Consider the following 13,850-nt stretch of genomic DNA (forward strand, 5'->3'; position numbering starts at 1 on the left):
TGGTCATGGACGACGCGGTGACGCTCAGGTGCCCGAGCTGGTCGAGGCGACCTACATGGTGCTGACGTCCCGGCCGCCGGCGGACGTCCAGGCGGCGGCGCGCGAGGCGGCGCGGCGGCTGCCGGAGCCGCTGCGGGTCAGTGCCCTGCGGATGCTGGCCGGCCGCTGCTCAGCGTGACCATGACGCCGGTCGAGGACGCGCCGGCGCTGCCGGCGACGTTCCTGGAGGTGTTCGGCGCGTCGGCGGACCAGCTGCGGCAGGTGGCGGAGCAGAGCCACGTCATCGTGTGCCAGGCGGTGTTCGGGCCAGGGTGGCCGCCGGCGCACGAGTGGTACGCCAGGGGTGTCGCGGCCGAACGGCACGCCGAGGTGCGGCTGCGGCTCGACCCGCCGGACCGTTTTGACGGGCAGGCGTTCCTGACGGTGCTGCCGCCTGCGGCGTACGGGCGCTCCGGTGGCGAGTGCCTCGCGTCGGTGAGCGCCGCGCTGTTCGGGGAGCCGGCCTCGGCGGTGCGCCGGGCGCCCCGCGACGCGCGGATAAACGCCGCGATCGCCGCCGCCCGGGCCGCGCTGCCGGAGGCGCGGGCGCGGTTCCTGGGCGGGACGGTCGCGGCGTCGTCGCTGATCGTCAAGCACGGCCTGGCCGGGCACGGGACCCAGCGGGAATACGTGTGGTCCACCGTCACCGCCTGGCCCGACCCGTCGCGGATCCACGGGGTGAGCATGTCCGGCGCGGAGACGGACCCGGCGGTGCGCGCCGGCCGGCCGACGAGCATCGATGCCGCGACCGTCGTCGACTGGGGCGTCCGGGTCGACGGTCGCGGCATCATCGAGGGCGGCTGGACCAACCGGCTCCTGTCGTGAGGCCTACGCGCGGCGGGCCCGGACCGCCGCGGCAAGCTCGGCCAGCAGCGTCTCGGTGGTGTCCCACGACATGCAGGCGTCGGTGACGCTCTTGCCGTAGGTCAGTTCGCCACCGAGATCCTGGCGGCCCTCGACGAGGAAGCTCTCCAGCATCACGCCGGCGATCCCGGCCTGGCCCGCGGCGACCTGCTCGGCGATCTCACGGGTCACCGACCCCTGGCGGACGTGGTCCTTGCCGCTGTTGCCGTGGCTGGCATCCACGATCAGCCGCTGCGGCAGGCCTGCCTTCTCCAGCCGGGCCAGGGCGTCGCCGACGCCCTCCGGGCCGTAGTTCGGGCCCGAACGGGCGCCGCGCAGGATGATGTGGCAGTCGGGGTTGCCGGTGGTCTCCACGACCGCGGCGCGGCCGTCCTCGTCGACGCCGAAGAACACGTGCCGGCTCGCGGCCGTGTGGCAGCCGTCGATGGCGACCTGGACGTCGCCGTCGGTGGCGTTCTTGAACCCGACCGGCATCGACAGGCCCGACGCGAGCTGGCGGTGGACCTGGCTCTCCGGCGTGCGCGCGCCGATCGCGCCCCACGACACGGCGTCGGCGATGTACTGGGGGCTGGTCGGCTCGAGGAACTCGCACCCGACGGGCAGCCCCAGGCCAAGCACGTCGAGCAGCAGCCGGCGGGCCATCCGCAGCCCGGTCGGCACGTCGAACGTCTCGTCGAGGCCCGGGTCGTTGATGAGGCCCTTCCAGCCGACGGTGGTGCGGGGCTTCTCGAAGTACACCCGCATCACCACGCACAGGTCGGCGCTGTGCTGGGCGGCGGCGGCCGCGAGCCGGCGCGCGTAGTCGACGGCGGCGACCGGGTCGTGCACCGAGCACGGCCCCACGACGACGAGCAGCCGATCATCGGCGCCGGTCACGATCGCGTGGACCTCGTCGCGTGATCGTCGCACGACCTCGGCGCGGGCGTCGTCCATCGGCAGCTCGTCCTGCAGCTCGCGGGGCGTGACGAGCGGCCGGTATCCGGTGACGCGCAGGTTGCTGGTGTTCATGTCCCGTCTCTTCTCCCAGGTTGAGGCGGGTCCGGTGCTCCAGCCCGCCGTGTGACACGACAAAGGGCAGAGACGGTGGTCTCTGCCCTTGCTGGCTCCGGGTGATCTAGGTCAGCGCAAGCGCCCGCCGGCTCCACCCGGAGCCACGGTAAAACGCCGATAACCCAACATCACGACGCCATGGTACGTCATGAACACCCGCTGTCCACGGCTCAACCGCTGCGCAGTTCGACCAGGGTCACGTCGGGCGCGGCGCCGACCCGCACCGGCGGGCCCCAGAAACCGGCGCCATTGGTGACGTAGACAGGCATTCCGTCGACCACTGCCAGTCCGCTGATCACTGGCTGGGAGATGCTGGTCACATAGTGGAACGGCCACAGCTGCCCGCCGTGCGTGTGCCCGGACAGTTGCAGGTCCACGCCCCGCTTCGCGGCCTCGCGCGCCTGGACGGGCTGATGCGCGAGCAGCACCACCGGCCGGGCCGGGTCGCGCCCGGCGAGGGCCAGGTCGTAGTCGGGCGGGTCGCCGACGCTGCCACCGGTCGCGTCGTTGACCCCGGCGAGGTCCAAGCCGTCGAGCTCGACCCGGGCGTTGCGCAGCACCCGCAGCCCGAGGGTACCGACGTGCGCGATCCAGTCCTCGTGGCCGGAGAAGTACTCGTGGTTGCCGGTCACGAAGTACGCGCCCCGCCGGCTGCGGAGTGCCCGCAGTGGCTCCGCGGCCGGCGCGAGATCCCCGACGGTGCCGTCGACGAGGTCCCCGACCACGGCCACGATGTCGGCGTCGAGCGCGTTGACGGCGGCGACGACCCGCTCGGTGTGCGCCCGCCCCAGCAGCGCCCCGAGGTGGATGTCGGACACGAGCGCGATCCGGGTGCCGTCCATGCCGCGGGGCAGCTTCGCGAGGGGGATGCGTACACGGCGGGTGGTGGGCGGGCCGAGGGCGGTGGCCATGCCTTTCGTGGTGACCGCGGTCGCGGTGAGGCCGGCCGTGATGGCGACACCGCGCGCGATGAGCAGGCGCCGGGTGCGGTCGGCGGCCTCGTCCTCGGTGCCGCCGCGGCGCAGCACCGTCCGGGTCAGCCAGGCGGGCAGCTCCAGGGCCGCCAGGGCGAGGACGAGGTATCCGGCGAGGGCCAGCCACACGTACCCCGGCCAACCGACGACGCGTTCGAGCACCGGCTCATACCGGCGGGGCAGCGCCCGGTTCCCGACGGCCGTGACCGCGAAGAGCACGCTGAGGGCCCCGATCACCCAGCCGCCGGCCCGGCGGAGCGCCGAGCGGCCGGTCGTGGCCCGGACCAGCCGCAGCCAGAGATACCAGTGCAGCATCCCGACGGCGAGTACGACGATCCCGGCGAACACCATCCCGCGATCTTGTCAGCTCGCGGCAACGTGCCCCTCGGTCACGACGCGCCGATCCGCCGGGCGAGCGCGGGTCCGAGCGGGAACGGCCGCTCCGGCGGCAGGAGACGCTGCGCCTCCGCGGCCCGTCCCGTCTGCACGAGCGCCGCGATCTTCCGCACGGCCGGTGTGAGGTCGGTCAGGCCGACGACCCAGTCCGTGGCGTACTCGCGGATCAGCTCCCGCCCGACGCCGACCTGGATGCTGTAGTGGTTGAGCGCCGCGCCCCGCAGCGACCGCTCCGGGTCCCACTGCACGTGGACCCGGGCCTGCGCGAGCCCGGGATCGGTCGTCGGCACCGCCTCCGACAGCGCCCGCTCCCAGCCGGCCCGGCTGATCCGCACCGCCAGGATCCGCTCCTGGCCGGGCTTGCGCGCCCAGTTGCTGCGATGCATGAGCCACAGCAACGACGGCTTGATCCACGTCATCCGCCCGAACGAGAACGGCGCCACGAAGGTCCCCGCGGCGACCGCCGCGTCGGCGACCTGCGCCGGGTAGGCCTGGTAGACCACGATCGTCCTGGCGTCGAAGTCGGCCCGAACCTCACGCATCGCGGGCATCGCGCACCTCCGCACCCGACGATCGCGTGACCCGCCGCCCGCGGCAACCCGTTTCCGCGGGCCGGTCAGCCGTCGGCGCGGACGCGCTCGGCGATCGCCAGGGTCGGCTCGTCGAACAGGACCAGCCGGACGAGGTCCACGCCGTCCGGCAGGTCCCGCAGCGCCACCAGGGCCTGCCGGACGGCGTCGTCCTTCGGCCACCGGTACACCCCGGAGGACAGCAACGGGAAGGCCATCGACCGCGCACCCAGCCCCGCGGCCACCGCAAGGGAGTTCGTGTAGCAGTCGCGGAGGGTGGCGGAGCGGTCCTCGGTGGCGCTCCACACCGGCCCGACGGTGTGGATGACCCACGTCGCCGGCAGCCGCCCGGCGGTCGTGGCGACGGCCTGGCCGGTCTTCAGCCCCTTGCCCAGGTGCCCGGCCCGCAGGGCGCGGCACGCCGCCAGGATCTCGGGGCCGCCCTTGCGGTGGATCGCGCCGTCGACGCCGCCACCGCCGAGCAGCGACGAGTTGGCGGCGTTGACGATCGCGTCGACCCGTTGCGCCGTGATGTCACCGGCGACCAGTTCCAGCATCCGACGATGCTGCCACAGAAGGCGCGCTCAGCTGCCGGAGAACGGGATGATCTTCGTGGCGCCCTTGCCGAGGCGCTGGACGACCAGGGTCGCCGTCTCGGGGGTCAGGTTGCGGGCGTCGGCGACGTTCCACGCCTCACCGGCCGCGTAGGTCGCGCCCTCCCAGGTCGGGTGGACCACGGGGATGAGCGCCTTCATCACCGACTCGAACGCCTGCTCGTCGCTGACCCGGTCGAACGTGGTGATCGTGATGACCGTGCCCTCCAGGGAGCAGGTGCCCTGGTCGTGGTACCGGTACACGGACTCGTCGTGGTTGGTCGACTGGGCGTAGTTGTCGCACTTGAGGTCCGCGGCGATCGCGGCGGCGGGCTCGCCCATGTATGCCGGCTTGGTGAGCTCGCCGACGGCCCGCGGCGCCTGCCAGCCGATGACGCCGGCGGCGACGGCGACGAGCGCGAACCCCGCGGCGAGCCGGCCGCGGCGGCGGGGCGCCTGTTCCGGGAGCACATCGGACGGGAGCACATCGGACGGGAGCACGTCGGACGGGACGGAGGTCGTGACGGTCTCCGAGGTCTCCAGGGACGCAACCAACGCGGACCTCCTGCTGCTACAAGCGAAATTTGATGACATGTCGAATTTAGGTGCAATCGAGGTGCGGAGCTGTCCCCCGGGCAGACAGAAAGGCCGGCGCTGGGGGCACCGGCCTTTCCGCGTCCGAACGGTCGTTACATCGCTGAGGCCGGGACGAACGTGTAGCCGGCCGCCTGGATACCCGTCACGGTGTCCTGCAGGTAGCTGACGGGCACGTACGGGTGGAAGAAGAAGCTCGCCACACCGTCCCGCACGACCTTGTTGAGCTCCGCCGAGGCGACGATGTCGGCCGCCAGGTGCGCCGGGTGGTTGTTGAACGGCTCCAGCTCGATGTTGCCGATGTTCTCCGGCACGGTCAGCACCCCGTAGATGTCGCGCACCGTGTACGGGAAGAACTGGCCGAAGATCCGCGTGTTGTCCAGCGTGCCGCCGCCCAGCGCGCCGACGGAGTACAGGCCGCGGTCGTAGCGGGTCTTGAACGTCGCCGCGACGGCGCGGTTCGAGGCGTCGGAGCCGGCGTAGTGCGGGAACTCGAAGATGGTCGGCTTGGTGAGCCTGGCCGCGGCGAAGGCCGCGAATGCCCCGTCGATGCGGCTCTGCGCCCAGGCCTGCGAGTCGGTCGGCACGGGACCGTCGTAGATGACGTAGTTGGTCACCGGGTCGACGTGCGCGGTGTAGAACTCGAAGTCGTCGGCGCTGACCCCGTTGTACGGGTTGATCATGCTCTCGTACTGGTGCGTGTAGCCGTGCATCAGCAAGGTACCGCCGTGCGACTGCATGTACTTGAGCTCGGCCACGACCAGGGGACGGTCCGCGAGGGTGTAGTCCTCGGCCACGCCGCCGGTGTTGGCGCCCAGCGGGTCGCGGTAGCGGGAGTAGACGGCCACCGAGAACGGGATGTTCTTGCTGTACAGGTAGTTGGTGATCGCCCGCAGCTCGCTGGGTTCCGCGTCGGGGCCGACGTCCTCGATGCGGACCAGGGCCCGGTGCCGCTCGGTGGTCGCCGGGGCGAGCACGTCGAAGAGCATGTCGGAGAACGCGACGTACCGGTCGTCGGCGCTGATATAGGAGAACGGGATCTCACCGAGGTAGGTGAAGTTGCCCGACCGCACGCCCCACGGCAGCGTCGTGCCGTCGGCGCGGACCGCGGTCGCGACCGGCGCGGCCTTGGTGGCGTCGCTGATCGTGGTGTTCATGATGCCGGCGCCGTTCTGCGGGTCCCGGCTGAAGTTCTTCGCCTTGTACTGCACCTGCGACACCGAGGACACGTCGAAGCTGGTCCACGTGAAGCCGTGGTCGGCGACGAAGTTCGGGTCACGGGCGGTCAGCTGCCAGATGTTGTCGTAGATCCAGACGACCGGCTTCGTGGTGGCGGTCACGTCGTCGAGGAACGCCACGGGCAGCGGCTCGTCGTACGTGCTGCCCAGGTACACCACGGCCTGGAACTGCTCGAGTTCGCCGGCCACGTAGCTGGTCACCGGCTGGGCGGTCCAGTCGCCGAAGTGGGAGCTGAGGTTCGCGGTGGCGATGGCGTACTGCTCGCCGAGGAAGCCGTACGGGCCGGTGGTGTCGTACAGCACCAGGGTCTTGCCGGTGGAGCCCGGGATGCCGGTGCCGTTGACACCGTTCGCGATCGGCGTGGCCGGGGTCGTGACGACCGTGCTCGGCGACACCGCGGACGTGTTCGCGGCGGCGTCGGCGGCCTGGACGGTGAAGGCGTAGGCGGTCAGCGGCGACAGCCCCGTCAGCGTCACGCTGTTGACGGTCGAGGTGACCACGGTCGGCCCGCCGCTGATGGTGTACAGGCTGACGCCCACGTTGTCCGTCGAGGCGGCCCAGGTGAGGGTCACACCGGTCGACGTCAGGGCGCTCGCGACGGGGGCACCCGGCGCGCTCGGCGCGACCGTGTCCGGCGGCGGGGGCGGCGTCAGCGTGGTGAACTCGACCGGGACCGACGCAGCGGAGACGTTGTTCGCGGCGTCGATCGCCTTGACGGTCACGCTGTGCGCCGTGGTCGGCTCGAGGCCGGCGAGGGTGGTGGAGGTGCCGGTGACGGTCGCCTTCAGCGTGCCGTTGTCGAACACCTGGTAGCCGGTGACACCGACGGCGTCGGTCGAGGCGCCCCAGCTGACCGTGGCGCCCGTGGTGGTGACATCGGTGACGCCCGGCACGCCCGGCACGCTCGGCGCGACCCGGTCGGTGACGCCGGTCGTGAACGACCACGTGTAGGTCGACGTGCTGACCTTCACCGTCATCGTGTACTTCGTCGACTCGGCGAGCGCGGCCCGCGGCGTGAACGTGAACGTGTGCGTCGGCACGTCGTACGCGTAGTACGACGCGACGGCCGCGCCACCGCTGGTCTTGACGAACGAGTACCGCAGCGCGGCCGGGTCGACCGCGTCGGCGTAGGTGATCGTCGGGCGGACGCCGACGGCAATGCCGGTCGTCCCGTTCTTCGGCGTGACCCCGCTGACGGCCGGCCCCGCGGCGTGTGCCGCCGTGCCCAGGCCACCCGCGGCGATGGTGCCGACGATCGTCGACGCCACCAGCTTCACCACAGTGCGCACAGGTGCTCGCTTTCGCTCAGGTTTCAGGTGTACGGGTGGGAGCGGCCCGGGCGTGGGTGCCCGGGCCGCTCCGCGGGGTGGTTCAGCTGAAGCTGACGCAGGTGACCAGTGCGGTCACGGTGTTCGAGCTGCCGCTGTGCGAGAAGGTGAACTGCCAGGTCTTGCCGTCGGTCGACTGCTTGCCGCCGGTCTGCGTCACGGACCCGGAGCCGGACTCGGTCCAGGTGCCGAGCATCGCGATGCCGGCGTTGTCGCAGGTGACGTTCAGCGTGTTGTTCGACGACGTGCCGGAGTTGATGTTCAGCGTGCCCTGCTTGGTCCCGCTGGTGGCCGTCACCGTGGGCGTGGCGCCCTTGATGTTCGCGGTCTGCGTCCAGGTGGTCGCCGCGGTCTTCTTGTAGACGTTGGAGGTCGCGGTGTCCAGGTACAGGTCGCCGACCGCGCCGCTCGCGCCCGCCGGGGCACCCGCGCCGGTCAGCCAGACCGAGCCGTTCGCACCCGCGGCACCGGCCGGTCCCGCCGGACCCTGCGCGCCGGCGGCGCCCTGCGCGCCCGTCGCGCCCGTCGCACCGGTGGCGCCGTCGGCACCCGCGGCACCGGCCGCGCCGTCCTTGCCCTTGAGCGAGGCCAGCCACTCCTCCGGCGAGCCGGAGAAGGCGTTCATGTCGACGGCGAGCTGGTACGCGTCCTTGCCGTCGACGCCGTTCACGCCGACCAGCGAGGCGAGCCACTCCGCGGGGGTGCCGATGGTGGGGTCGTTGGCGAGGGCCACGTCGTACGCGCTGAGGCCGGGCATGCCCTGAATCCCCTGCACGCCCTGGATGCCCTGCGCGCCGGTCTCGCCCTTCTCGCCCTGAGCTCCGACGGTGCCGGAAGCGCCGTCGGCACCCGCGGCACCGGCGGCGCCGGTCTCGCCCTTCTCGCCCTGCGCGCCGGTCTCGCCCTTGTCGCCCTTCTCGCCCTGCGGGCCCTGGGCACCGTCGGCGCCGTTGATGCCGGGGATGCCCTGGAGGCCCTGCTCGCCCTTTTCGCCCTGGGCACCGGTCTCGCCCTTTTCGCCCTGGGCACCGGTCTCGCCTTTCTCGCCCTGGACACCGGTCTCGCCTTTCTCGCCCTGGACGCCCTGGGCACCGGTCTCGCCCTTCTCACCCTGAGCACCCTGGGCGCCGGCAGCGCCGGCAGCGCCGGTCTCGCCCTTCTCACCCTGAGCACCCTGCGCACCGGCAGCGCCGGTCTCGCCCTTCTCACCCTGAGCACCCTGCGCACCGGCAGCGCCGGCTTCGCCCTGAGCGCCCTGGGCGCCGGTCTCGCCCTTTTCACCCTGAGCACCTTGCGCACCGGCGGCACCGGCCTCGCCCTGGGCACCCTGGGCGCCGGCGGCGCCGGTCTCGCCCTTCTCGCCCTGAGCACCCTGAGCACCCTGCGCACCGGCAGCGCCGGTCTCGCCCTTCTCACCCTGAGCACCCTGCGCACCGGCAGCGCCGGTCTCGCCCTTCTCACCCTGAGCACCCTGGGCACCGGCAGCGCCCTGAGCACCCTGAGCACCCTGAGCACCCTGAGCACCCTGAGCACCCTGAGCACCCTGAGCACCCTGAGCACCCTGCGCGCCCGTCTCGCCCTTCGCACCGGCGGCACCGGCTGCACCGGTCTCGCCCTTGGCGCCGGTCGCTCCGGTCGCGCCCTTGGCGCCGGTCGCACCCGTGGCGCCGGTCGCACCCGTCGCGCCCTTGGCGCCCGCCGGGCCGGTGGCGCCCGGCAGGCCCCTCGCGCCGGTCGCGCCCTGGGGGCCGGTGGCACCCGTGGCACCGGTCGCGCCGGTCGCGCCCTTCTGGTTCCACTGGACCATCTGCTCGCTGTTCCTGCACCGCGTGCCGGCCTGGTAGTCGATGACCCGCAGCGCGCTGGTGTTCTTGTCGCGGCAACCGGTGATGACGCCGGTGTTGCTGGCCGGAATGGCGCCGAAAGCGGCGGAGCCGACACCGACGAGCACAGCCGCGGCGGTCGCACCGATGGCGGCGATCTTCTGCTTCTTCGAGCGGAACACGCAGTTCTCCTGGTTCTGTTGAATCGGGGCGGTACGTATGTCGGTGACGACTGCTTCGCTATTTACTGGTGATGACGACGCGTTCGGACGGCTTCAGCTGGTCGGGATTCGGGGGCGGCTGCAATTCGCTGCGGCTCGCCGGCCGGGAGACGACTCCGGCGTCGGCGGCCGGCGTCTGATGCGCCGCGGCCAGGTAGATCACGGCGGCCAGGGCCACCGCGGCAACTGCGGCTCCGACGCCGATCGCTGCTTTCTTCAGCACGGAAGACCTCCGGTTCCCGCCGTGGCACGGCATGCTTGAGAAACCCTCGAATGGACGAGGGCAAAGAAAAGGAATGACTGTGGTTCAGCGATTCATTGCTGCGCCTGAGGGCGCGTGGATACGCACACCGGTACTCCCGCGGTAGTCACCTGAAAACGGGTCCGGTTTCGCCACTGGCTCCCCACCGGACCAAACTGGCGACCAAGGACGCCCGGTGGATCATCGCTTTCCCCGCCAGCCCTGAATGGCTGGTCCACTTAAGGTAGCCGCCAGGGTGCGGTGAGGTTGTCAGCAACCGAGTGGCACCCTGCCGACCCGGTCGGATGACACCCGGCGTCGCACCGTGCCGGAGCGGTTACGGAACGTGGCCGGCTCTGGGCGTACCATAGCAAAACGCCACGCAGCGGGCGCCCAATGACCGCACAGCGGCGTGACAGCCGACGGGCGTCAGGTCGCTTCGGGGCGCACCGGTTGCGCGGTTTCCTGGAGCAGGGCGAGGCGGGTCGAGCCGAGGGCGACCGCGGCGACGGCGAGCCGCCACACGACGATGCCGAACTCGGTCACAGTGACGTGCCCGGCGCCGAAGCGCCCGCTCACACTCTCCAGGCCGGGGAAGCTGACGATCAGCATGATCACGGCCGTGGCGGCGGTCGCCGGCGCCAGCCACCGGCGCTGCGCCCGCTCGAACGCGACCCAGGCGGCGATCGCGACCAGCACGGTGCCGGCGATCAGGATCATCGCCACGGTCAGCGACACCGGCCGGTGACCGTCGAGGCGGCTCGCACCGTAGATGCCCCAGCCGGTCCACTCGACGCCACCGCTCAGCAGCAGCGTCTCGCCGCTCGTGGCGACGCCGGTCTTGTCCTCGCTGGCCCACGGCATGCTCATCGCGAGCACCGCGCCCAGGGCGCCCACGAGCGCGACGACACGGGCCCCCATGCCGGCCGAGGTGAAATCGGCGCGCTGTGGTGCGGTCATGGTCGTAGACCGTAATGGATACACCGGGCATCCGGTCCAGTCAGGGCCGCCCTGCGTCAGCGCTTCCGCCTGCCGCCGAGCTGACGGTATCCAGGGTGGACACCCGGAGTGAGACCCTGCTGGTCGGCGATGCGCTGCAGGAGCCCGGCGAGTTGCGTGCGCTCCTCGGCGTCCAGTGCCGCGCAGAGGTCGTCGTCGTGGGCCCGCGCGAGCTGCCGCATCTCCATGAGCACCTGCCGGCCGCCGTCGGTGAGGTGCAGCGCGTGGTGCCGCCGGTCGGTCGCGCCCTGCCGCCGCTCGACCAGACCCTTGTGATCGAGCATGTCGAGGATCGCGACGACCCGGCTCGGCACCACACCCATGTCGGCCGCGACCGCCTGCTGACTGCGCCCCGGCGCCCCGGCGATCATGCGCAGCAGCCCGACCTCCGGCGGCGTCAGGCCGAGATCTTCGACGCGCTCGGCGAACCGGCCGGCCGCGTGCGCACCGACCTGCGCGATCAGGAACGCCGCGCCCTGCGGGGGTTGCCCAGGACTACTCACCCCGCTAGTGTACTGAATCATTCATCCAAGTGAACCATTCATCCGACTGAAGGAACTTCCCATGGTCACCGCCCCCCGCACCACCACCCAGGGCGGCCCGCCGCTCGGCGTCCTCGGCATCGTCGTCACCGCCCTGTTCATCGCCGGCCTGGTGCTCGGCACGGCGCTCGCGGGCGGCACCCCGTTCCCGTCACCGTTCGGCGAGGCGGGCCCGATCGTCGCGTACTTCCAGGACCACGACCTTGCAGTCCGCGTCGGCGGGGCGCTCCAGTTCGCCGCCGCCATCCCCCTCGCCATCTACGCGGCGACCGCCTCGGCCCGCCTGCACCAGCTCGGCATCCGCGCACCCGGCGCCACCATCGCACTCGCCGGCGGCCTGCTCGCCGCCGCGTTCCTCGCCTGCTCCGGCCTGCTCAGCTGGGTCCTGTCCCAGCCCGCCGTGACCAGTACGCCGGACCTCATCCGCCCCCTGCAACTGCTCGCCTTCGCCACCGGCGGCCCCGGCCACGTGGTGCCACTGGGCCTGCTGCTCGCCGGGATCGCCGTGCCGGGACTCCTCGTCGGCCTGCTGCCCCGCTGGCTCGCCTGGGCAGGCCTGGCCGTCGCCGCCGTCGCCGAGCTCGCGACCCTGAGCCTGCTGCTCGAGGGCGCCGCCTATCTCCTGCCGGTTGCCAGGTTCGCCGGTCTTGCCTGGCTGATCGTGGCCGGTTTCAAGCTCCCCCTCCACCGAAACCAGGCCAACGCCTGACGCTCCCCACCACACCCCGGCGCTAGCGTGCCCGCCATGGCCATCCCCGACCGCGTGCCGATCGCGCACGTCCGCGGCTACCGCACCAGCCACATCGGCCACTACGCCGGCGGCCAGTTCTTCGGCTCCGTCACCGCCACCCTGGAGCCCGGCGCCGGCGCCGAGCCGGACTGGCGCCCGCACAAGCGCTGGTATGCCGTCCTGCACCGCTTCGACCCCACCGGCGCGCACACCGGTTCGCAGATCTGGTTCGCCGGCACCAGCGAGCAGGAACGCGCCGCCGTCAAACGCGCCAAGGCCCACCTCACCGAGCAGATCAAAGCCCTGCCCGACCACAGGTTCGGCAACATCGCGATCGGCCTCTTCCACGTGGAGGTGGACGGCCACGTGTTCGGCCTGGTCGACGGCTCAGACCTGTACGACGGCCACGACCACGCCGAGTTCCTCCCCGACACACTCGGCTTCGACCCACCCTGGGACGGCGCGTACGACACCTGACCCCATCTCCCCACCGACCACCCTGGCCACCACCGGCTCCGGGCCAGACGCCCACCACCACACCCGTCCCCGCTCGTCCCTGTCGCGCCAGACCCGCCCGGCCAATGGCGCCCCGCATCACCGCACCCGCGACGTATCCCATCGCCGCAACGGCCTCGCACACCTCCCGCATCAACACGCCACATCGCACCACCAGCCCCGCCGTGCCGCCGTGCCGCCGTGCCGCCGTGCCGCCGTGCCGCCGTGCCGCCGTGCCGCCGTGCCGCCGTGCCGCCGTGCCGCCGTGCCGCCGCCAGCATGACGATGCCGCACACCACCGCGCCGCACCACGCTGCACCGCATCAATGTGCCGCGCCGCATCACCGCGTCACGTCGCGCACTCACGCCCACCGCCCCGTAACACCGCGCCGCGCCCCGGCGCTGCCATTGCCGCATCACGACGCCACACCACATCACCGCACCGCGCCCGTATCACTGCGCCGCCTCGCGCACTCATGCCCGCCGCCGCATAACACCGCGCCGCGCGCCGCTACACCCACATCACGACGCCGCGCCACTCACCGCACCCGCCGCGCCACGCTGCCGGCATCACCGCGCCGCATCACCGGGCGTCCTGCCGACGCCGTGAGGGTCAGTGGGTGCCGCCCGCACCACATCACCGCACGTGGCCGCACCTGCATCACCACGCCGCATCGCCGCATCGCCGCCCCGGCAACCCGAAGGATCCCCGGTGCCCGGACCCCGGGGATCCTTCGGGTTGTTCGGCCATCGGCGCCGTGCGGGTCAGCGGGTGCCGCCACACCCGCATCATGGCGCCGCAGCACGTCACCGCGCCGCACGGCCGCGCCGCCGCAGCCGCATCACCGCGCCGCGGCGCATCTCCGTGTCGGTCCTGAGCGGTGCTCTCACGTTGCGCGTCGCGGCCGGGCTCCCGATGAGGATCCGTCGAACCTCGCGGTGACATGCGGTCGCGAGGCTGGGCAGAGCAGCCGCTGCTGGGTAGGGCTGTTGCACAGGCGTCGGCGCTGCCGGCCGTAGAGCGGCAGCGCCGAGCCGCTGGAACGTCCGGGGGCGATGCCACGTTGCAGAGATTCCGCGACGCCGGGTTGTCGAGCTGCACGGTCGGCATGAGCAGCCGCGGTCGCGCGACCGGTGAACGCGCGACGGCCGT

The 13,850-nt window shown here is 72.2% G+C and carries 14 protein-coding genes; 4 read left to right on the plus strand and 10 right to left on the minus strand.

The genetic code is table 11. The features are described from left to right. The first annotated feature begins 28 nt into the window (after positions 1–28). Both OHA72_RS55570 and OHA72_RS55575 read left to right on the plus strand, forming a co-directional pair. Positions 29–178 (plus strand): hypothetical protein, encoded by a 150-nt coding sequence (locus OHA72_RS55570; RefSeq protein ID WP_327004185.1) that lies wholly within the window; start codon positions 29–31, stop codon positions 176–178. After that, the gene (locus OHA72_RS55575) at positions 175–864 is read left to right on the plus strand and encodes a hypothetical protein (RefSeq protein ID WP_327004186.1); all 690 of its coding nucleotides are present in this window, start codon (positions 175–177) and stop codon (positions 862–864) included. Before OHA72_RS55570 ends, OHA72_RS55575 begins: the two co-directional genes overlap by 4 nt. 3 nt (positions 865–867) lie before the next feature. Here OHA72_RS55575 and OHA72_RS55580 read toward each other — a convergent pair whose 3' ends face one another. The 10 genes from OHA72_RS55580 to OHA72_RS55625 form a co-directional block, all read right to left on the minus strand. After that, entirely contained in the window at positions 868–1,911 is a 1,044-nt protein-coding gene (locus tag OHA72_RS55580; protein WP_327004187.1) for a 3-deoxy-7-phosphoheptulonate synthase, read from the minus strand. 212 nt (positions 1,912–2,123) lie between these two features. Beyond that, positions 2,124–3,278, minus strand: coding sequence for a metallophosphoesterase (locus OHA72_RS55585; RefSeq protein WP_327004188.1), 1,155 nt, complete (start codon positions 3,276–3,278; stop codon positions 2,124–2,126). Positions 3,279–3,316: 38 nt separating this feature from the next. Continuing rightward, positions 3,317–3,865, minus strand: coding sequence for a DUF4291 domain-containing protein (locus OHA72_RS55590; RefSeq protein ID WP_327004190.1), 549 nt, complete (start codon positions 3,863–3,865; stop codon positions 3,317–3,319). Positions 3,866–3,939: 74 nt separating this feature from the next. Then, complete coding sequence (locus OHA72_RS55595; protein ID WP_327004191.1) at positions 3,940–4,449, minus strand: O-acetyl-ADP-ribose deacetylase; 510 nt, start codon at positions 4,447–4,449, stop codon at positions 3,940–3,942. Positions 4,450–4,476: 27 nt separating this feature from the next. After that, entirely contained in the window at positions 4,477–5,040 is a 564-nt protein-coding gene (locus OHA72_RS55600; protein ID WP_327004192.1) for a hypothetical protein, read from the minus strand. A gap of 134 nt (positions 5,041–5,174) precedes the next feature. Further along, the gene (locus tag OHA72_RS55605; RefSeq protein WP_327004193.1) at positions 5,175–7,607 is read right to left on the minus strand and encodes a DUF2334 domain-containing protein; all 2,433 of its coding nucleotides are present in this window, start codon (positions 7,605–7,607) and stop codon (positions 5,175–5,177) included. An 82-nt stretch (positions 7,608–7,689) separates the two neighbouring features. Continuing rightward, positions 7,690–9,651 carry a collagen-like triple helix repeat-containing protein gene (locus tag OHA72_RS55610; RefSeq protein WP_327004194.1) on the minus strand — a complete coding sequence of 654 codons (1,962 nt, stop codon included), beginning with the start codon at positions 9,649–9,651 and terminating at the stop codon, positions 7,690–7,692. 58 nt (positions 9,652–9,709) lie between these two features. Then, a complete protein-coding gene (locus OHA72_RS55615; protein ID WP_327004195.1) occupies positions 9,710–9,913 on the minus strand; it encodes a hypothetical protein in 204 nt (67 codons plus the stop codon). Between the two features lie 447 nt (positions 9,914–10,360). Next, a complete protein-coding gene (locus tag OHA72_RS55620; protein WP_327004196.1) occupies positions 10,361–10,891 on the minus strand; it encodes a hypothetical protein in 531 nt (176 codons plus the stop codon). 56 nt (positions 10,892–10,947) lie between these two features. After that, positions 10,948–11,433, minus strand: coding sequence for a MarR family winged helix-turn-helix transcriptional regulator (locus tag OHA72_RS55625; protein WP_327004197.1), 486 nt, complete (start codon positions 11,431–11,433; stop codon positions 10,948–10,950). A 61-nt stretch (positions 11,434–11,494) separates the two neighbouring features. On the opposite strand from OHA72_RS55625, the gene OHA72_RS55630 reads away from it, so the two are divergent. Beyond that, positions 11,495–12,181: a DUF4386 domain-containing protein gene (locus OHA72_RS55630; protein ID WP_327004198.1), complete on the plus strand. Its 687-nt coding sequence runs from the start codon at positions 11,495–11,497 to the stop codon at positions 12,179–12,181. Positions 12,182–12,217: 36 nt separating this feature from the next. Then, complete coding sequence (locus tag OHA72_RS55635; RefSeq protein WP_327004199.1) at positions 12,218–12,679, plus strand: hypothetical protein; 462 nt, start codon at positions 12,218–12,220, stop codon at positions 12,677–12,679. Positions 12,680–13,850: the final 1,171 nt, after the last annotated feature.

Source organism: Dactylosporangium sp. NBC_01737, from assembly GCF_035963215.1.
GTDB lineage: Bacteria > Actinomycetota > Actinomycetes > Mycobacteriales > Micromonosporaceae > Dactylosporangium.